18 protein-coding genes are annotated in these 19282 nt (G+C 68.9%); 16 read left to right on the top strand and 2 right to left on the bottom strand.

Features of this window, described 5'->3' with window-relative positions:
• Positions 1-289 precede the first annotated feature (289 nt).
• The 4 genes from DLM85_RS15895 (at position 290) to DLM85_RS15880 (ending at position 8038) form a co-directional block, all read left to right on the top strand.
• A complete protein-coding gene (locus tag DLM85_RS15895; RefSeq protein WP_243635986.1) occupies positions 290-787 on the top strand; it encodes a fasciclin domain-containing protein in 498 nt (165 codons plus the stop codon).
• A gap of 173 nt (positions 788-960) precedes the next feature.
• Positions 961-1572: a hypothetical protein gene (locus DLM85_RS25520; protein WP_165822159.1), complete on the top strand. Its 612-nt coding sequence runs from the start codon at positions 961-963 to the stop codon at positions 1570-1572.
• A 146-nt stretch (positions 1573-1718) separates the two neighbouring features.
• On the top strand, positions 1719-4037 hold the full coding sequence (locus DLM85_RS15885; RefSeq protein WP_111479082.1) for an endonuclease: 2319 nt from the start codon (positions 1719-1721) through the stop codon (positions 4035-4037).
• A 359-nt stretch (positions 4038-4396) separates the two neighbouring features.
• Positions 4397-8038 (top strand): alpha-amylase family glycosyl hydrolase, encoded by a 3642-nt coding sequence (locus DLM85_RS15880; protein WP_111479081.1) that lies wholly within the window; start codon positions 4397-4399, stop codon positions 8036-8038.
• A 160-nt stretch (positions 8039-8198) separates the two neighbouring features.
• On the opposite strand, the gene DLM85_RS15875 is transcribed toward DLM85_RS15880, so the two are convergent.
• Entirely contained in the window at positions 8199-8486 is a 288-nt protein-coding gene (locus DLM85_RS15875; protein ID WP_111479080.1) for a GNAT family N-acetyltransferase, read from the bottom strand.
• Positions 8487-8653: 167 nt separating this feature from the next.
• On the opposite strand from DLM85_RS15875, the gene DLM85_RS25100 reads away from it, so the two are divergent.
• The 12 genes from DLM85_RS25100 (at position 8654) to DLM85_RS26225 (ending at position 16947) form a co-directional block, all read left to right on the top strand.
• Entirely contained in the window at positions 8654-8836 is a 183-nt protein-coding gene (locus DLM85_RS25100; protein ID WP_133257090.1) for a DUF1674 domain-containing protein, read from the top strand.
• Positions 8837-8854: 18 nt separating this feature from the next.
• A complete protein-coding gene (locus DLM85_RS15870; RefSeq protein WP_111479079.1) occupies positions 8855-9109 on the top strand; it encodes a hypothetical protein in 255 nt (84 codons plus the stop codon).
• A 137-nt stretch (positions 9110-9246) separates the two neighbouring features.
• A complete protein-coding gene (locus DLM85_RS15865) occupies positions 9247-9510 on the top strand; it encodes a hypothetical protein (protein ID WP_111479078.1) in 264 nt (87 codons plus the stop codon).
• A gap of 119 nt (positions 9511-9629) precedes the next feature.
• Positions 9630-9971 (top strand): ArsR/SmtB family transcription factor, encoded by a 342-nt coding sequence (locus DLM85_RS15860; RefSeq protein ID WP_111479077.1) that lies wholly within the window; start codon positions 9630-9632, stop codon positions 9969-9971.
• Positions 9972-10045: 74 nt separating this feature from the next.
• Positions 10046-10618 (top strand): ArsI/CadI family heavy metal resistance metalloenzyme, encoded by a 573-nt coding sequence (locus DLM85_RS15855; RefSeq protein WP_111479076.1) that lies wholly within the window; start codon positions 10046-10048, stop codon positions 10616-10618.
• Between the two features lie 84 nt (positions 10619-10702).
• The gene (locus DLM85_RS15850; RefSeq protein WP_111479075.1) at positions 10703-11476 is read left to right on the top strand and encodes a metallophosphoesterase family protein; all 774 of its coding nucleotides are present in this window, start codon (positions 10703-10705) and stop codon (positions 11474-11476) included.
• Positions 11477-11590: 114 nt separating this feature from the next.
• Entirely contained in the window at positions 11591-12127 is a 537-nt protein-coding gene (locus DLM85_RS15845) for a GNAT family N-acetyltransferase (RefSeq protein WP_111479074.1), read from the top strand.
• Entirely contained in the window at positions 12111-12875 is a 765-nt protein-coding gene (locus DLM85_RS15840; protein WP_111479073.1) for an MIP/aquaporin family protein, read from the top strand. The genes DLM85_RS15845 and DLM85_RS15840 overlap by 17 nt, the downstream gene beginning before the upstream one ends.
• Before the next feature lie 48 nt (positions 12876-12923).
• Entirely contained in the window at positions 12924-13733 is an 810-nt protein-coding gene (locus tag DLM85_RS15835) for a universal stress protein (RefSeq protein ID WP_111479072.1), read from the top strand.
• 79 nt (positions 13734-13812) lie between these two features.
• Positions 13813-14613 (top strand): phosphatase PAP2 family protein, encoded by an 801-nt coding sequence (locus DLM85_RS15830; protein WP_111479071.1) that lies wholly within the window; start codon positions 13813-13815, stop codon positions 14611-14613.
• 299 nt (positions 14614-14912) lie between these two features.
• A complete protein-coding gene (locus DLM85_RS15825; RefSeq protein ID WP_111479070.1) occupies positions 14913-16070 on the top strand; it encodes a Gfo/Idh/MocA family protein in 1158 nt (385 codons plus the stop codon).
• 163 nt (positions 16071-16233) lie between these two features.
• Positions 16234-16947 carry a hypothetical protein gene (locus DLM85_RS26225; RefSeq protein ID WP_111479069.1) on the top strand — a complete coding sequence of 238 codons (714 nt, stop codon included), beginning with the start codon at positions 16234-16236 and terminating at the stop codon, positions 16945-16947.
• 67 nt (positions 16948-17014) lie between these two features.
• Here the strand turns inward: DLM85_RS26225 and DLM85_RS15815 are convergent, their stop codons facing one another.
• Complete coding sequence (locus DLM85_RS15815) at positions 17015-19165, bottom strand: TonB-dependent receptor family protein (RefSeq protein ID WP_111479068.1); 2151 nt, start codon at positions 19163-19165, stop codon at positions 17015-17017.
• Between the last annotated feature and the right edge of the window lie 117 nt (positions 19166-19282).

Below are 19282 nucleotides of genomic sequence, written 5' to 3'. Positions count from 1 at the left end.
GCCCGGCGCCTTCACTGGTAGCCGGGCGGTGGCTTTTGGAGCGTTGATGAGTAGCGCAGCAATCCGGTCGGGGGGCAGGCGTCGTAAGTCGGGTACAGTTCAATCTCACCCACACCAACACCTTACGACCATGCTTAAGCACGCTTTTACCGCCGCCCTGCTGCTGGCCCTCACGGCCGGCTATTCCGCCACGGCCCAGGCCCAAACCAAAATGAAGGCCAAGGAAGACCGGGTGAAAATGAAGGACAAAGACAAAAAGGCCATGAACGGCACCACCACCGGCGGCGGCATGGGCACCTCCGGCAGCATGGCCGGCTCCTCGGCCGGCGTGATGGTAGGCGGCGCGATGATGACGCCCGACAAGGACATCGTGGCCAACGCCCTCGGCTCGGCCGACCACACCACGCTGGTAACGGCCGTAAAGGCCGCCGACCTGGTGCCCACGCTGCAGGGCGCGGGGCCGTTTACGGTCTTCGCCCCGACCAACGCGGCCTTCGGCAAGCTGCCCGCCGGCACGGTGGAGACGCTGGTAAAGCCCGAAAACAAGGCCAAGCTCACCACCGTGCTGACCTACCACGTAGTGCCCGGCCGCTACCTCGCTTCTGACCTGAAGGACGGACAGAAGCTCACTACGGTGGAAGGCGAAACGCTGACGGTGATGAAAAAGGGCAACGCAGTGATGCTGCACGACACCAAAGGCGGCATGGCCACGGTGACCATTCCGAACGTGGTATCGAGCAACGGGGTGACCCACGTGGTGGACACGGTGCTGATGCCGGCCCGCTAAGCGGCAATTTCGCTTTTCCTAAAAAGCCCTTTCCAAGCGCCGGAAAGGGCTTTTTTGCGTACAGCGCGGGACAGCGGAGGCCCGTCTGGCACCCCCGGCGTTATCCAGAATGAATGGCGTGCGTATAAGGGGGCACTAGGATTCCCTTTCTAACCTCCCAACCAAGACCCGTCATGTTGAAGCAAACCATTTCTGTACTCGCGCTGGGCCTGGCCCTCTGCACGGTAGCCGAAGCTCAAACCACCAAGACTTCGAGCGACGGCACCAAGACCAAAACCAAGGACATGGACACCAAAACCAAGTCCAAGGACGACGACAACGGCAATACCAAGATGAAGGGTAAGTCGGAAGCTGGCGACAAGATGAAGGCCAAGATGAAGCCCATGAACGGCACCACCGACGCCTCCATGAGCGGCAGCAGCGGCGGCTCGATGATGAACTCCTCGACCACCGAAACGACCACGACCCCGGCCACGGGCACGATGTCGACCACGCCGACCACGCCCGCTACCGGCACCACCACTGATCCGGCCATGAACTCGTCGGGCACGATGTCGACCACGCCCGCTACGACCACGCCGGCCACCGGCACCATGAACAGCGGCACCGACATGAACCCTACGGGCGACACCAACCCGGTGAGCGGCACCACGACCACCGTGGGCGGCGTGACGACGCCCGTTGCGCCGGCGGATGACATGCGCGTAGGCCGCCGCATGAAGCCCGATAAGGAAACCAAGATGAAGGAGAAAAAAGACAAGATGAAGGCTAAGTCGGAAATGTAAGCCCGGCTACTGCCCTCACTCGCGCGGCGGGTCACGGAAACTTAACCGTGACCCGCCGCTTTTTTTTGGGCCTGCATAGGCGAGTAACTAAAGGATTTCAAGACCTTTGAAATCCTTTTGCATTTCCCAACACACTTACCTATTGCATGAAGCACTTCTTCGCTAAGCACATCTGCGCGGCCCTGGCCGCTACGGCCCTGGTGCTGAGCACGGCGACGGCGCAGGTTCTGCCGCCTTCGCCGCCCGCCAACCTGCAGGGCGTGGCCCTGCGCGACTGGCTGCGCCAGAACTGGTACGACGGCAAGCGCGTGGACCTGGGCTACGACGTGGCCCGCGGCAAGATGTACAACTACGTGGACGTGTTCAACGGCCAGCTGACCTGCGTGTACTCCGGCTACTCGGTGCCCAAAACCATCGACTCGACGGCCACCAGCACGGCCAACGTGGGCCTGATCAACTGCGAGCACAGCATTCCGCAGTCGTGGTTTAACGAGGTGAGCCGGATGCGCTCCGACATTCACCACCTCTACCCCACCTACACGCAGTGGAACTCCAACCGCGGCAGCGACATGTTCGGTGAGATTCCGGATGCGCAGACGCAAACCTGGATGCGCAACACCACCAGCCAGAGCAGCATTCCGACCAGCAACCTCGCCGAATGGAGCGAGGATACGAACTCCATGTTCGAGCCCCGCGAAGACCACAAGGGCAACCTGGCCCGCACGGCCTTCTATTTCTACACCATGCACGCCGGGCAGACCTTCGACGCGGGCAAGGACGTGATTACCGCGCTGGCCAACCTGCAGACCCTCTACCAGTGGCACCTGGCCGACCCGGTGGACGCCCGCGAACGGGAGCGAAACCGCCGCGCCGCCAAGGCCCAGGGCAACTTCAACCCCTACATTGCGGACCCCTCGCTGGTGGCCCGCGCCTGGGGCTTCGTGACGGGCCCGACGGTGAGCTTCGCGGCCGCTGCGGGCAGCATCGGGGAGGGCAACACCGGCACCAGCACTTACACCGCCACGCTCACGCTGAGCCAGGCCCAGACCACCGCTGCAACCGTGCAGGTGAGCGTGGACGCGGCCAACTCCACCGCCACCAACCCCTCGGACTACACCTTCACCACGCAGACGGTGACCTTCGCCGCCGGCCAGACCTCGCAGACGGTGACGGTGACCATCAACGGTGACACCCAGCCCGAAGCCAACGAAACCGTGCGCCTGACGCTCGGCACCACTTCGACGGGTCTCTCCGTCGGTTCGCCGAACGCCCACGACCTGACCATCACCAACGACGACGGCCAGCCCCCGCTGGTGAGCTTCGCGGCGGCCACGGGCAGCATCGTGGAAGGCAACGCGGGCACCAGCACTTACACGGTGAACGTGGTGCTGAGCGGTGCCGCGCCCACCGGCGCCTTCACCCTGCCCATCACGGTGGATGCGGCCGGCACCACCGCCGACGCCTCGGACTACACCCTGAGCACGACCTCGCTGAGCTTCGCGACGGGCGTGACCACGCAGGCGGTGACGGTGACCATCAACGGCGACACGCAGTCGGAGGCCAACGAAACCGTGCGCCTGCTGCTGGGGACGCCCAGCGGGGGCGGGGTAGCCGTCGGCGCGCCCACCAGCCACGTGCTCACCATCACCAACGACGACGCGCCGCTGCCCGGCGGGGGCGGCAACTGCTCGGACCTGTTCTTCACGGAATACGTGGAATCGAGCGGCGCCACGCGGGCCGTGGAAATCTACAACCCCACGGCCGGCTCGATTAACCTGAGCAGCTACCGCCTGCTGCGCTACGCCAACGGCAGCACCACCCCGCAGGCACCCTACACGCTGAGCGGCACCATCGCGGCGGGCGGCACCTACGTGGTGGCCACCACCGGCTCGGTAGCGGCCGTGACGGCCGTGGCCAACGTGACCAACAACGTGGTGGATTTCAACGGCGACGACGCCATGGCCCTGTTTAAAGGCACCGACACGCTGGACATCATCGGCGTAATCGGGCAGCAGGCCAACTGGACCGTAACCGGCGGCACCACCCTGAACAACACCCTGCGCCGCCTGCCCACCGTGGCCGGGGGCAGCACCCGCTGGAGCACCGCCGCCGCCGGCTGGACGGCCGTGGGCGTGGACGTCTTCACGGGCCTGGGCAGCCACAGCAGCACGGCCTGCACCACCACCGCTACCACCAAGCCGAACGCGCTGGGCGTGGGCATCGAGGTATTCCCGAACCCGGCCGCGGGCGCGGTGCAGCTGCGCCTGCCGGGTCTGAGCGGCCGCCAGTCGGCCCGCATCGGCCTGTATGACGCGCTGGGCCGCGAGGTGCTGACGACCACTCGCGCCCTCACCGGCGCCGACGTGACCACGCTGGAGCTGCCCACGCTGCCCGCCGGCCTGTACTCGGTGCGCGTGACGGTGGCCGGGGTGCAGTACGCCGCCCGCCTGGCCGTACAGCGCTAAGGGCGGCCGCCGGTTTCGGCACGGCTGTTCCACGATTTTCTAAAAAACGCCTCCCCGTTCGGGAGGCGTTTTTTATTGCGGCTCATCTGCAGGCGGCCCGGGCAGGCGGTTTCGGGAACGGTGTAGCGCGGGCTTGGCTATGCCGGTTAGGAAACGGCTATAGGCAGTCCGAAGCGAGTCAGGGCACGGCCGGGGCCTGGTAAATAATCAACGCAATATTCACCACGCTTACAACTTGACTATTAGCCCTATACCCGCTTTGCAATTGCCGCCGCCCTGATTGTATCTTGCAAGGCCAAACGCCGCTAACCCCGGCATTGGCTGCTCCGCCCCTGCTTTCCACATCCCACCCGTTGCGTATGCTCGACGCTTACTCCCGCCGCGGCCGGCGCTGGCCGCTGCTCCTGGCCCTATTGCTGCTGTTGGCGCAGCCGCTCTGGGCCCAGCAAACCCACAAGAAAGTAGTGCTCCAGGCCTTTTGGTGGGACTACTGGAACAGCAACTACCCCGCCGGCTGGGCCAACTACCTGGCCGACCTGGCTCCGCGCCTCAAAAGCCTGGGCATCGACGCGGTGTGGATTCCGCCGACCGCCAAAAACAAAAACGCCACCTCGGACGTGGGCTACTCGCCCTTCGACCACTACGACCTGGGCGACAAGTACCAGAAAGGCGCCACCGGTACCCGCGTGGGCACCAAGGACGAGCTGCTGCGCCTGGTGGCCGTGCTGCACGCCAACGGCATCGAGGTCATTCAGGACGTGGTGCTCAACCACGCCGACGGGGCGGGCACCAACAGCGGCGCGGGCGGACAGGACCCGGACCCGTACGCCATGTCGAGCAACAACGGCTACAAGACCTTCCGCTACGCCTGCTACGCCACGCCCCTGCCCGAGGCGGGCGAAACCGCGGCGGAGTATCTGCTGCGCCAGGGCCGCTGGACCAAGAACTACCCCAACTTTCACGCCCACGCCGGCCACAACACCACCTCCGGCGACATGGCCGCCCCCCACTTCGGCCCCGACTTCTGCTACGGCGCCGACGACGGCGGCAGCGACGGCTACGGCCCGAGCACCAACAGCAGCTACAACCCGCCGCAGGGCGCCGGCTACTCGCGCGACCAGGCCCGCAGCTGGCTGGTGTGGCTCAAGAAACAAACCGGCGTCGACGGCTTCCGCTGGGACGCGGTGAAGCACTTCAGCTACGCCGCCCAGCAGGACTGGAGCTACAACCTGAAGTACCTGGCCGGCTGGGCCAACGGCGGCGAGGCCATGTTCAACGTGGGCGAGTACGTGGGCGGGGGCGGCGACCTGGACGCCTACGTGGGCAACGTGACGGGCCAGAACGGCGGCTCGGAGTTCCTGATGGGCACCTTCGATTTCGGCCTGCGCGACGGGCTCTACGGCATGGTGAGCGGCAACGGGGGCTTCAACATTGGCAGCCTGCCCGACTACCAGCAGGGCCGGCGGGTGGCGCAGTACGGCTCGGGCAGCAGCGCCGTGTACGTGCACCGCACGGTGCCCTTCGTCAACAACCACGACACCTTCCGGCCCCGGCTCGACGCCGACGGCAACTACACCGGCTGGAACACCGGCTCGGAGCTGGCCCCGCACATCGACCCGTTCGACCCGCGCCTCTCGGCCGCCTACGCCGCCGCCTTTGCCGTCGACGGCAACCCGCAGGTGTTTTTCGAGGACCTGTTCAACGTGGGCGGCACCGGCAAAAGGTTTTCGCACCTGCCCACCTCAGCCGCCGACCTGCCCCTGCGCGACGACCTGGTGAACCTGATCTGGTGCCACCAGAACCTGCACTTCAAGGACGGGGCTTACAAGGTGCGCGCCCGGCAGGCCGACCACCTCGTTATCGAGCGCGGCGCCAAGGCCCTTATCGGCATCAACGACAGCTACGACACTTGGCAGGAAACCTACGTCGACTCGGACTTCGCGCCCAACACCCGGCTGATCGACTACTCCGGCGCCAACGGCAGCTACGTGTACGTGGTGCCCCAGGACCAGCGCGTGCGCATCAACACCCCGCCCTGCAACGGCTCGGCCCTGGGCGGCCGCCGCGGCTACTCGGTGTGGGCGCCCGAGGGCCAGGGCAGCAGCAACGTGCTGCCCGCCCGCGCCGCCGCCACCATCCAGGAGTGGGAGCTGGCCGACGACCTGGGCGACCAGAACTGCCAGAGCCTGGGCCAAGGCGGCCGCCTGCCCGATAACTCCACCAACCAGCGCGTGGTGGGCAAAATCTACGTGCAGAGCGGCCAGCCCGTGCGCTACGAGCTGTACCCGGAGCACGGCGGCACCGGCCGCGACCTGACCTTCGGCCTCTACGACCGGCAGGGCAACCGCCTGCAGGCCGCCACCGGCGCCGGCACCCTCACCGGCACCTACACGCCCACTGCCACCGACTGGCTGGTGCTTAAGCTGCGCAACACCAGCAGCACCTACGCCGGCCAGCGCTGCTACGTGAAGGCCACTTACACGGCTCCGCCCACGCTCGGGGCCATCGGGGCGCCGGCCGCCAACACGGTGGCTATCTGGACCGGCAACGACAACAGCGCGGACGCCGGCAGCTGCCGCAACTGGGAAGGCGGCCGGCAGCCGGAAGCCGGCACCGACGTGCTCATTCCGGCCGGCAGCAGCTACATGCCCACCCTCGGCAGCGGCACCCTGCAGGCCCGCAGCCTCACCGTGGAAAGCGGCGCTACCCTCACCCTGGCGGCCGGCAGCACCCTGCGCCTCACCGGCAACCTAACCAACCACGGCACCGTCGCCGGCAGCGGCACCGTGGCGCTGGCCGGCTCCAGCCTCCAGACGCTGGGCGGCGCCCTGAGCTTCGCCAACCTGACCATCGACAACGCCGCCGATGTGCAGCTGCTGGCCCCGGCGAGCGTGACGGGTACCCTCACGCTGCGCACCGGCCACCTGCTGCTCGGCGACCAGAACCTGACGCTGGCCGGCACCGCCACCATCAGCGGGGCCGATGCCAGCCGCTACGTGGTAACCAAAAACGACGCGGCCAGCGGCGGCGCCCTGGTGCGCCCGGCCCCGGCCGGCGCCACGCTGCTCTACCCAGTGGGCACCAGCGCCAGCTACACCCCGCTGACGGTGCAAAACACCGGCAATACCGCCCCATCGGTGCCGGTGCGCGTGTTTGGCGGGGTGCGGCAAAACGGTACCAGCGGCGCCGCGCACGCCCAGGCCAGCGCCTTCGTCGACCGGACCTGGGACATCAGCCCCAGCACCGCGCTGACGGCCGCGCTGACCTTTCAGTGGAATGCTCCGGACGAAAACGCCGGCTTTGAGCGCAGCCGCGCCGCCGTGCTGCACTACAACGGCAACGGCAGCTGGGGCTCGTACTCAACCACGGCCGTGAGCGGCAGCGGGCCTTACACCGTCACGGCCACCGACGTGAGCAGCTTCTCGCCGTTCAGCATCGGCACGGGCGGCGCGGTGCTGCCCGTCACCCTGCTCGATTTCGTGGCCCAGCGCCGCGGTCCGGCCACGGTGCAGCTGCGCTGGACCACGGCGCAGGAGCAGGACAACGCCGGCTTCGAGGTGGAAAAATCCGGTGACGGACGCGCGTACCGCCGCATCGGGCAGGTGGCCGGGCGCGGCACCAGCACCCAGCGCCAAGCTTACTCGTTTGCCGACGAGGCCGCGCCAGCCGCCGCCTACTACCGCCTGCGCCAGACCGACTTCGACGGCAAGGCCACCTACAGCGCCCCGCAGTACGTGGCCGCCGGCCCGGGCCCCGAGCTGGCCATCCACCCCAACCCCACCACCGGCGACGTGCGCCTCGACGGACTGCCGGCCACCGCCCGGCTGCAGCTCACGCTGCGCACCGCGCCCGGCCGGGTGGTGCTCAGCACCCCGCCGCTCGCGTCGTCGGAGGCCTCGGCCCGGCTGAGCGCGGCGCTGCGCCGCGCCGCTCCCGGCCTCTACGTGCTGACGGTGCTCCTCGACGGGCGGCCGCAGCACCTGAAAGTGGTGAAGCAGTAACGGCCCGACGCGCCGCAGCAAACGGCCGCTTCCGAATCCGGGAGCGGCCGTTGCGTTTAGAGAGGTCGGGGAAATCGGCTTTTACGGGCTGCTATCCTGGGGGCAGGGCGGCGTGGCCAAGGCTGCTGGGCGAAAAACCGCCACCGGCCTGCCGAACGGCTTATTTCCCGTCGGCTTGGTCCAGCAGCTCCTGGTACTCGGCGTGCTGCTGCACGAACTTGGCCATGTAGGGGCAGCTGGTGCGCACCCGCAGTTCTTCCTGCCGGGCCCAGTCGAGGGCGGCTTTGGCCAGGGCCTCGCCGGCGCCCTGCCCGCGCAGGTGCTCATCGACGTAGGTGTGCTGGAAGTCGACCACGCCCTCGGCGGGGCGGCTGTAGGCCAGCTCGCCTTCGTAGCCGTGGGAAGTGAGGTAAAACGTCTGGTCTTCGGTTTGGTGCTCGACGTGCATGGCCGCAACGGTTCGGAGAGAGAAGGAAAACAACAAGGCCGGGCCGGCGCGGCAAACCCGGCCGACCAGGCCCCTGTACGCGGGCGGGCGGCTGTCCGTTCGGGCGGCGTTTGCGTAGAAGGGACGCGGCGGCGTCCCACAGCCGTCGGTTTTTCCCGTATCTACCTATGAACCAAAACCCTACCTCCCCGCCCGCTGAGCAAACGCCCTTGTCGGCTCAGCGCCCCACTCCCACCGTTCCTACAGCGGCGGCCTCGGCTGCTGGTGTTGCCACCCGCCCCGCTCCCCGGCGCGTGCGCTACTGGGAGCAGCTCGATCCGGCCTGCCACAGTCTGTATCCCGTCGACTAACCGCTCAATCTTCCTCCCATGCATCCGGACACTCCCGAAAAAGCCCCCGACGCCCAACGCCCGCAGTCGGCCGCCGCTACCAGCCCCGACCACTCCGAAGGCACTTCGCAGAGCATGCTCGACCGCGAAACCTACGGCCAGATTCTCGACCAGCCCGCGCCTGATGCGGATACCTCGGACCTGACTTCAGCCCTCAACCAGCCCGCTTCGCAGCACCTTGGCAACGAGGAACGCGTGCCGGGCGAGGAAAACCCCAACGCGCGGGCCGACTAAGCCCGACCGAACTACTCGCCCCGGCCCCGCGCCGGGGCTTTTGGTTGCCCGTCGCGGCGGACTCTGGAGCCGCCGGCTCGTCCGCCCGGACGCGGACTACGTACAGGTAAGCCATACCCAACCTAGTTTCCACAACCATGGCAGCCAAATCCCAACAGCCGCAGCCCGCCGACGAGCAGCCGCGCCGCGACGCCTCGGACCGCCCCGACGCGGCCCAGGAAAACAACAACACCGAAGGCGGCAGCACGGCCATGCTCAACCGCGAAACCCACGGCCAGATCATGGCCCGCAACACGGCCGACCGCCTCTACTCCGACGGCAGCGACGAAACCGCTACCCCGCGCCCGCCCACGCTCAGCGACGACACGGCCGGTTTCGATCCGACCAACCGTTCCCACTAACGAGCTGTTAATCAACGTCCCGCCGGGCTGCCGTTTTTCTTCTCCGAAAAAATGGCGGCCCGGCGGTTTCTTTTTAACCGACTATGACGTATGTTTACGTCATACTTCATAACCACCCCATGACCTACGCCAAGCTCACCGAGTTTACCGAAGCCCAGCAGCAGCTGGCGCGGGTGGCCAAGGCCCTGAGCCACCCGGCCCGCGTGGCCATCATCGAGCTGCTGGCGGCCCGCAAAACCTGCATTTCGGGCGACATCGCGGCCGAGCTGCCCCTCTCGCGCACCACCGTGTCGCAGCACCTGCAGGAGCTGAAGGCGGCCGGCCTCATCCGCGGCGACATCGACGGGCTGACCGTGTGCTACTGCCTCGACACCGAGCTGCTGGCGCGGGTGCAGCGGCAGTTTGCCGGCTTCTTCGAGCAGGCCACCTGCTGCGACGGGCCCGCGGGCTGCGCCTGCTGACCCGGCCCCGCTTTTCCTCCGACGCTTCTCTCCGACGCTTTTCTGTTCTCACTTTTTCCAACCCTTTCTGCGCTATGACAACCACCCTCTTTCCCCGCATGCACGTTAGCCTGTACGTGGCCGACCTGGCCGCTACCATCGGCTTCTACGATGCCTTTTTCGGGCAGCCGGCCACCAAAATCAAGCCCGGCTACGCCAAGTACGTGCTCGACGCGCCCTCGCTGATCATTTCCTTTGTGCAGAACCCGGCGCGGGTGGCCAGCAACTTCGGCCACCTGGGCTTCCAGGTCGAAACCGTGGCGCAGCTGCAGCAGCGGCTGGCGGTGGCCAAAGCCGCCGGGCTGGTGCAGCGCGAGGAAATGGGCACGGCCTGCTGCTACGCCAAGCAGGACAAGTTCTGGGTGAACGACCCGGACGGTACGGAGTGGGAGGTGTACTACTTCCACGAGGACGCCGAGTTCAACGACCCGCGCTACGCCGACGACTACCAGGCCGACGCCAGTGCCCAGTGCTGCATTGCGCCGGCCGCCCAGGCCGTGCCCGCCGAGGTGCTGACCACCGCCCCCATGGCCTTCACGCTGCTCGATACGGCTGCCGCGCCGGCTGCCACCGAAGCCTGCTGCGCCCCGGGCAGCGGCTGCTGCTAACCTGTCCTGCTGTCTTTCGGAACGCCCCGCCGCGCACCTGCCCAGCGGGGCGTTCTGCCGCCAAGCCTCCTGCAAACCGCTGCTATGACCCTCGCCTTTTTCTCCGACGTGCACGGCAACCTGCCGGCCCTGGAAGCCGTGCTGGCCGACCTCGACCAACGCCGCCCCGACATGACCTTCTGCCTGGGCGACCTGGTGGGCTACGCGCCCTGGCCCAACGAAGTCATTGGCGAAGTGCGCCGCCGCGGCATTCCCACCATTGCCGGCAACTACGACCAAGGCATCGGGCTGAACAGCGCCGAATGCGGCTGCGCCTACAAAACCGACGCCGACCGGGCCCTCGGGGCGCAAAGCATTGCCTACACCAACGCCGTGGTGGGCGCCGAGGAGCGGCGCTACCTGCGCCTGCTGCCCCGGCACCTGCGGCTGGAGTTTCAGGACGAGCCGTGCCCGCTCAATCTGCTGCTGGTGCACGGCTCGCCGCGCAAAATCAACGAGTACCTGTTTGAGGACCGGCCCGAGGCCAGCTTCCGGCGCGTGCTGCAGGATGCCGGCGCCGATGTGCTGCTCTTCGGCCACACCCACAAGCCCTTTCACCGCGTGCTGCCCGCCGCCCCGGACGCCCCGCCGCACTACCGCCACGCCCTCAACATCGGCTCGGTGGGCAAGCCCAAGGACGGCGACCCGCGCGCCGCCTACCTGCTGCTGCACCTCGACGAGCAAACTTCCCTGGCGGAGCCGACCGGCCTGCGCTCCGAGCTGGTGCGCGTGCCCTACGACGTGGAGCGGGCGGCGCGGGCCGTGGAAGCCTCGCCCCTGCCCGACGCGTACGCCGACATGCTCCGCCGGGCGTACTAACATGGATGAAACGGAGCCGGTGAAACGGGAAGGGCCGTGCTACTTGCGCGAAATGCGCACTTTTGGCCTTCCGAGCACCAGCTCCCCGTTTCACCAGCTGTCATTTCACCGCCGATGACTATTTCGCCGCTTACCGAGGCGCACTGGCCCGACGTCCGGGCCATTTACGAAGCCGGCATTGCCACCGGCAACGCCACCTTCACCACCGAAGCGCCCTCCTGGGACGAGCGGCACCGCGGCCACCTGCCCCACAGCCGCCTCGTGGCCCTCGACGAGGCCACCGGCCGGGCGCTGGGCTGGGCGGCGCTGTCGCCGGTGTCGGGGCGCTGCGTGTACGGGGGCGTGGCCGAGGTGAGCGTGTACGTGGCCGCCGAGGCGCGCGGCCGGGGCCTGGGCCGCGCGCTGCTGCTGGCGCTGATTGCGGCATCGGAAACGCACGGCATGTGGACGCTGCAGGCGGGCATCTTCCCGGAAAACGAGCCGAGCGTGCGCCTGCACGAGGCCGCCGGCTTCCGGCTGGTGGGCCGCCGCGAGCGAATCGGCCGGATGGGCGGCCGCTGGCGCGACACCCTGCTGCTGGAGCGCCGCAGCGCCGTGGTGGGCACCGATGCCGAACCCCTGGCCCCTGCGACGGATGGGCGCTACCTCTGAGCCCACCCCGCGGGCGGCGCTGCTGGCCGAGCTGCTGGGTACGGCCTTCCTGGTGTTTCTGGGCACCGGCGCGGCCGTCGTCGACGAGCTGGCCGGGGGCGTCATCGGGCACGGGGGCGTGGCCGCAGCCTTCGGCCTGGTGGTCGTCGTGCTGATTTACACCTTCGGCGACGTATCGGGCGCGCACCTGAACCCGGCCGTGACGCTGGCCTTTGCGGCGGCCGGGCGCTTTGCCTGGCGGCGGGTGCCGGGCTACGCGCTGGCCCAGGTGCTGGGGGCCGTGGCGGGCAGCGGCCTGCTGCGGCTGCTGTTTCCCGGGGCCCGCACCCTGGGCGCCACGCTGCCGGCGGGCACGGCCGGGCAGGCCTTCGTGCTGGAAGTGGTGCTGACGCTGCTGCTGATGCTGGTGGTGCTGCGCGTCTCCACCGGGGCCCAGGAAAAGGGCATCACCGCCGGCCTGGTGGTGGGCGCCCTGGTGGCGCTGGAAGCCCTGGTGGCCGGCCCGATCTGCGGCGCGTCGATGAACCCGGCCCGCTCCCTGGCCCCGGCCCTGGTAAACGGGCAGCTGCAGCACCTGTGGGTGTACCTGACCGCGCCCGTGCTGGGGGCGCTGCTGGCCGTGCCGCTGGCGCGGGCCGTGCAGCCGCCCGCCGCCGAGCCGCCGGCCCCGCTTCCCAGCCCGCCGCCGGCCAAGCGGCTGTCGAAAATCAGCCGGGCGCAGGGCCCTTCCCCGCGGCAGAACTCGTAAACTAAGGCCCCGAAAGGCCCTTTTGTGCACCCTGAAACCGCCTTGCCCATGCTAACCCTGCTGGTTCTCACCGACTTTTCGCCCGCCGCCGACTACGCCCTGCGCTACGCCGCCACGCTGGCCGCGCCCGGCGGCGCCCACTTGGTGCTGCTGCACGTGCGCCCCTCGCTGCTCAGCCCCAACGCCCTGACGGCCGCCCCCGAAACCGAGGAAGACGCCCATGCGCTGCTGCGCCAGCGGCTGCAGAGTCTGCCCGCCGGCCTGCCCGCCAGCGCCGCCGTGGCCAGCGGTGAGGTGGCTGCCGAGGTGGCCGCCGCCGTGCGCCAGCGCGAGGCAGCCGTGGTCATCGTGGGCCGCCCCGAGCTGGGCCCGGTGCCCGACGAGCTGGTACACACCACTTCGCTGGGGCTGCTGCGCCACCTGCCCTGCCCGCTGCTGGTGGTGCCCCACCACGCCGCCGGGGCCGTGCCGCCGCAACGCGCCCTGCTCGCCGTCGACGACCAGCCGCTGCCGCACACGCCGGGTACCGCCGCGCTGCGGCCGCTGCTGGGCCAGGCCGCCCTTACGGTGGCCTTCGTGGCCGACGAGGAAGTGGCCGCCGACCCGGAGCAGGCCTTCCGCAACGCCCGGCACGCCGGGCTGCTGGCGGGGTTCGGGCCGGTGCAGGAGCGCGGCTTTGCCAACGCCGACGCGGCTGCCGGCATTGCCGACGCCACGGCCCTGGTGCAGCCCGATTTGCTGGCGGTGGTGGCGCGGCGGCGCAGCCTGCTCGGCCGCCTGTTTCACCAGAGCGTGACGGCGGCCGTGGTGCGCGACGCCACGGTGCCGGTGCTGGTGCTGCCCGAGCACGCCGATTGATCGGCTAACTTTACCGAAAAGTTACCAACCCGCTCCGCCGCAGAAACGCGGCGGCTTTTTCCGGCGTAGTCCGGCTGCTATGCGTATTGTTTCCTCCCTCCTGCTGGCGCTGTGGCTGACTGTCGGCGCAGCCCACGCCCAGATTCCGCAGAACCCGGCCGCGGCCCCGGCCGACACCACCAAGAAGTACGCCAACCCCGGCGGAGAACCGGCGCCGGTGAAGCAGCCCTGGTACCGCGGCAAGCTGGTGCGGGCAGTGGCCATTCCGGCGGTGCTCATCGGCTACGGGGCCAGCACCATCAACGGCAACGGCCTCTACAGCAGCTACGACGCCCGCCGCGACATCCGCCGGCAGTTCCCCAACTTCCACACCAAGGTCGATGACTACCTCATCTTCGCGCCCTACGCCGAGCTGGCCCTGGTGCAGATAGCCGGCGTGGAAGGCCGCAACGACCGGCTCAATACCCTGCTGGTCATCCTGAAATCGGAGGCTATTTTCGGGCTGACGACCTACGTGGTGAAGAACACCACCAAGGTGCTGCGCCCCGACGGCAGCACGCGCAACTCCTTCCCCTCGGGCCACACGGCGCAGGCCTTTCTGGCCGCCAGCATCGTGCACACCGAGTTTCGCGACAAAAGCCAGTGGTACGGCATCGGGGCCTACACCATTGCCACCGGCGTGGGCGCCCTGCGCATGCTCAACGACCGGCACTGGCAGTCCGACGTGTTTGCCGGCGCGGGCGTGGGCATCCTATCAGCCCACTTGGGCTACCTCTCCCACCGCAACCGCTGGGGCCGCAAGCCCCTGCCCGGCAAGTACGGCGTGGGCCCGCTCATCTACCCCGGCGCCACCGGCCTGACGGTGGTATGGCGGCCCTAGGCGGCGCGACGCACGCGGCATCCTCGGCGCGGGGCCGGCCAACCAGTGGTTGGCCGGCCCCGCGCGCGTTTGGCCCGAAAATGCCGCCCTCGCCCCAAAGGCCTGGCCGCGGCCAGGTGCGAGCTGCCGGCTGCGCAGCGGGCCCGCTGGCAGCGTAGCCCCGGCCGCGGCGCAACGGGACGCCGGGACGGCAGCGGCCTGATCCGCAAACGTTTGCCGGTGGCGCGGCCATAACCTGCGGCGTCGGCTGCCCGTTAGGGTAGGCTGTTGCCCTCTTTCCAACCACTCCCCGCACGCCCATGGACGCCACCGAATCGCGCCGGCAGTTTTTGCGGCAGGCCGGGCTGAGTGCGGCGGCGGCCGTGCTGGCCGGGCCCGCCGCCGCCACGGCCCTCGCCCCCCTGACCACTACCACCCGCTTCATGCAAGACGCCAACCAAAAGAAAGTCGGCTTTGCCATCGTCGGCCTGGGCAAGTACGCCACCGAGCAGATGCTGCCCAACTTCAAGAACTGCCAGCACGCTCGCATTGCGGCCCTGGTGAGCGGCTCGCCCGACAAGGCCCGCCGGCTGGCCGCCGAGTACGGCGTCGAGCCGAAAAACCTCTACTCCTACCAGAACTTCGACACTCTCAAGGACAACCCCGAGGTGGACGTGGTGTACATCGTGCTGCCGCCCGGCCTGCACGCCGAGTACACGGTGCGGGCCGCGCAGGCCGGCAAGCACGTGCTCTGCGAAAAGCCCATGGCCAACACGCCCGAGGAGTGCCAGCGCATGATCGAGGCCTGCCGCAAGGCCGGCAAACAGCTGATGATTGCCTACCGGGCGCAGTACGAGCCCTTCAACCTCGACGCCATTGCACGCATCCGCAAGGGCGAGCTGGGCAAGCTGCGCATGATTACGGCCGACCACGGCCGCCAGGTGCAGCCCACCAAGGACCCGGCCGACGCGTGGCGGGTGCAGAAAAAGCTGGCCGGCGGCGGCTCGCTTATGGACATCGGCATCTACTCGCTCAACGCCGCCCGCTACCTCACCGGCGAGGAGCCCGTGGAGGTGACGGCCCAGGAGCACTCCGACAAGGCCGACCCGCGCTTCCGGGAGGTGGAGGACGTGATTCACTTCACCCTGCGCTTCCCCAGCGGGGTGCTGGCCAGCTGCACCAGCGCCTACAGCATCGAGGGCGTGAAGCGCTACCGGGCCTTCGGCGACAAGGCCTGGCTGGACCTAGACCCGGCCACCGACTACAACCGGCACCGGATGATAATCGGCGACCAGGACGGGGAGCGGCAACCCCAGCTGAAGGAGGGCAACCAGTTTGCCGCCGAGCTGGACCACATGGCCGAGTGCGTGCGGCAGAACCAAACGCCCAAAACGCCCGGCGAAGAGGGCCTGCGCGACATCAAGCTCATCATGGCCATCTACGAGGCAGCCCGCAAAGGCAAGCCGGTAAAGGTGTAGCCCGCCGCCGCTGCCACTAGCCGCCCCGGTCACCCGCTGCCTTTTGGTTCGGGGGGCCGGGGCGGTTTGCATTTTCGGCGAATGATTGCACCATTAAATGGATTTAATTATAACAAGAATTAATTATACATTTTATTAGCACTATACCCATTTTCTCCTCCTTATGAAACAGCTCATCCTTCCCCTGGCCGCGCTGCTGGCGCTGGCCGGCTGCCAGAAGCAGGCCGTAGAGCCCGCCGCGCCCGTCTCCCTCAGCGCCCAGGCCGCGGCCGATGCCACCGCCCGGCTGGCCTGCGGCTCGTTCCGCACCTACTCGCAGGGCGGCTGGGGCAGCCCGGCCCGCGGCAACAACCCCGGCACCTACCGCGACGCCCGGTTTGCGGCCGCACTGATGAACGGCTCCGTCAACGGCCTCGTGGTGGGCGTCACCGGCCAGCTCAACCGCCACTACATCCGCTTCGAGACGCCGGGCGCCATCGAGGATTTTCTGCCCCAGGGTGGCACCCCGGCGGCGCTGACCGGCAGCTACGAATTTCCCTTCCTGACGCCCACGCGGCAGTCGGTGCTGCTGGGCCAGGCCGTGGCGCTGAAGCTCAACGTGTACTACGACAACGCCGAGAAGTACGGCACGCCGGCCCTGCACCTCTACGAGCTGGTCATTGTCCGCGGGCCGTTTGCGGGCTTGCCGGTGGGCGACTTCCTGGCGGTGCTGGAGCGCGCCGTGGGCGGCGACCCGGCCCGCACCGTCAGCATCGGCGGGCGCCCGGTCCCGTTCACGCTGGCCCAGCTCAACGACGCGGCGGCGGCCATCAACGAGAATTTCGAGGGCGGCAGCGCCAACAACGGCTTCCTGCGCTGCCCCGTCCCGGGCAGCTGATAGCCGCAGCCCGGCCCGCAGTGTACAACGGCGGCGCCGCCTCGCGCCGGGGCCGGTGGCCGCACGGCTACCAGCGCCAGCCGAGCGTGGCGCCGCCGTAGTAGCTGCGCCCCGGTGCGGGCTGAAAGGAGCGCCCGCCGAAGGCGTTCAGGTCGTTGCCGAGGGAGTAGCGGCGGTCGGTCAGGTTGTCGAGCCCGGCGTACAGCTCGGCTTCCAGCTTGCCGAAAAGCGTGTGGCGCCACCCCCCGCGGGCGCCGAATACCCAGTAGCCGGCGGCGTAGTCGGTGTTGGCGTCGTTGAGCGGCAGGCGGGCCTGGTGGCTGGTGGTGGGGCTGAGGTAAAAGCCCGAAAGCGCGCTGAAATCCAGGCCGGCCGTGAGCGTGTGCGGCGCCGTGCCGGTGAGGCGGTGGCCGCTGAAGTCTGCGCCGCCCGATTCGTAGCGGCCGAAGCGGTAGTGGTTGTAGGCGTAGCTGACAAAGGCGCGCAACCCCGGGCCCGCTTCCGCCGCGGGGCCGGCCGGTCTGCCCGGCGTCGCTTCCCGGCGCCCCTGCGGCTGCCAGAGCCAGCCGCTCAGGGCCGCTTCCACCCCGCGCTGCCGGGTGTGGCCGGCGTTGTAAAACAGCTGGGTCCCCTGCTCGTTGGAGCGCGTGACGATGGTGTTGCGCAGGCGGAAGTCGTAGGCGGCCACGTCGAATTTCAGGCGCTGCCCCAGGACTTCGCCGCGCAGGCCCAGCTCGTAGCTGCGGCCGCGCTCGGCCTGCAGGCCCCGGTTCAGCGAGCCGTCGGACGGGCGGATTTCCTCCTCCGTCGGCGGCGAGAAGCCGGTGCTGACGCTGGCGTAGGCCGACACGAGCGGCGTGAGCTCCTTGAGCACGGCCAGCCGCGGCGACACTTCGGGCCGGAACGTGCGGGTCACGTCGTAGGGTTGGGCGGGTGTGTTCAGGGCGTCCTGCAGGCGGTGCACGCGGTAGCGCAGGCGGTTGTAGCTGGCCGCGGCCGTCAGCAGCCAGCCGCGGGGCAGCTCCCAGTCGGCCTGCCCGAACGCGAAGCCGGTGAGCGTGCCGATTTCGTCGTCGTAGCGCAGCGGGCCGGGCGCGCCGGCCTGGTTCTGGTAGTTGCGGCTGCTCTCGAAGCTGGTTTGCAGCTCGGCCCCGGCCGCGAGGCGCAGCACTTGCCCGGCCAGCCGGGTGCGGTAATCGAAGCGGGTGCGCCCGCCGCCGCCGAGCTGCGTATTCCGCTCGAAATCGACCAGGTAAGGCGTGCGAATCACACTGCCGGTGCCGTAAAGGGTGGTTTTGCTGGTCAGCCGCCCGCTGAAGCGGTACTCGTGCGTAGCCCCGAGCAGGGTCGTGCGCGAGGCGTAGAAGGTGCGCTGGGCCACGGTGCCGGGCGCGGTGGCCGTGCCGGGGCGGGCCTGCCGCGGGTTCTGGTTGAACTGCGCCCGCGTGAGGCCGCCGGGCAGCTGGTAGCGCAGATCGGTGTAGAGCAGGTGCAGGCCCAGCGTGTGCCGGCCGGGGGCGGCCAGCTCGCCGTCGAGGGCCAGCACGTCGCGGCGCTGGGCGCTTTGCTGGCGGTAGCCCTGCAGCTCCTGCCGCAGGTACTGGGCCCGGATGAAGCCGTGGTCGGTGGCCGTTTCGGCCGTGGCCTGGTAGCGGCGCAGGCCGAAGGAGCCCACGCCGAACCCGAGCTGCGCGCGGGCCTGACCCGGCTGCGGGCGCCGGTTGCCGAGCAGCACCACGCCGCCGGTGCCCGCGCCGTAGGCGCTGCCCGCGGGCCCCTTGACGACCTCGATGCGGCCGAGCTGGGCGGGGTCGAGCAAGTTGAGTGGGGTGCTGCCGCTGGCTTCGGTGAAGGGAATGTCGTGGTAGTACACCTTCACGTTGCGCACCCCGAAGGGCGAGCGGAGCATGCTGCCGCGCACGCTGAGCCGGTAGCTGGCCGTGGCCCGCTCCTCCAGCCGCACCCCGGGCAGGGTGTTGACGGCCTGGGTCAGATTGGCTTCGCTGAAGCGCCCCACCGTGGCGGCGTCGACCACGCCCACGGCGGCGGCGGTGCGCCGCAGCGGCAGCCGCTGCCCGTAGCCCACCACGGTGGCCTCGGGCAGCCGTTGCACTACGACGGGCCCGTTGGTGGTATCGGGCGGCGCGGGCGACTGGGCCTGCAGGGCGGCGGGCAGCGTGGTCAGGAGCAGCAGAATCGGCGTGGAGTGGTGAGGCATTCGGAGAAGCTTGGTATGCCCTGCGCCAACGGCAAAGCGGCGGATGGGGTTGACTACGGGCGTAACCGGCGGCTGGCTCCTGGGTTTTGTGCTATTTACCAGCCGGGTGGAAGGCAG

This window comes from Hymenobacter edaphi (genome assembly GCF_003258365.1).
Taxonomy (GTDB): Bacteria; Bacteroidota; Bacteroidia; order Cytophagales; family Hymenobacteraceae; genus Solirubrum; species Solirubrum edaphi.
This window is presented reverse-complemented; position numbering and strand designations above follow the sequence as displayed.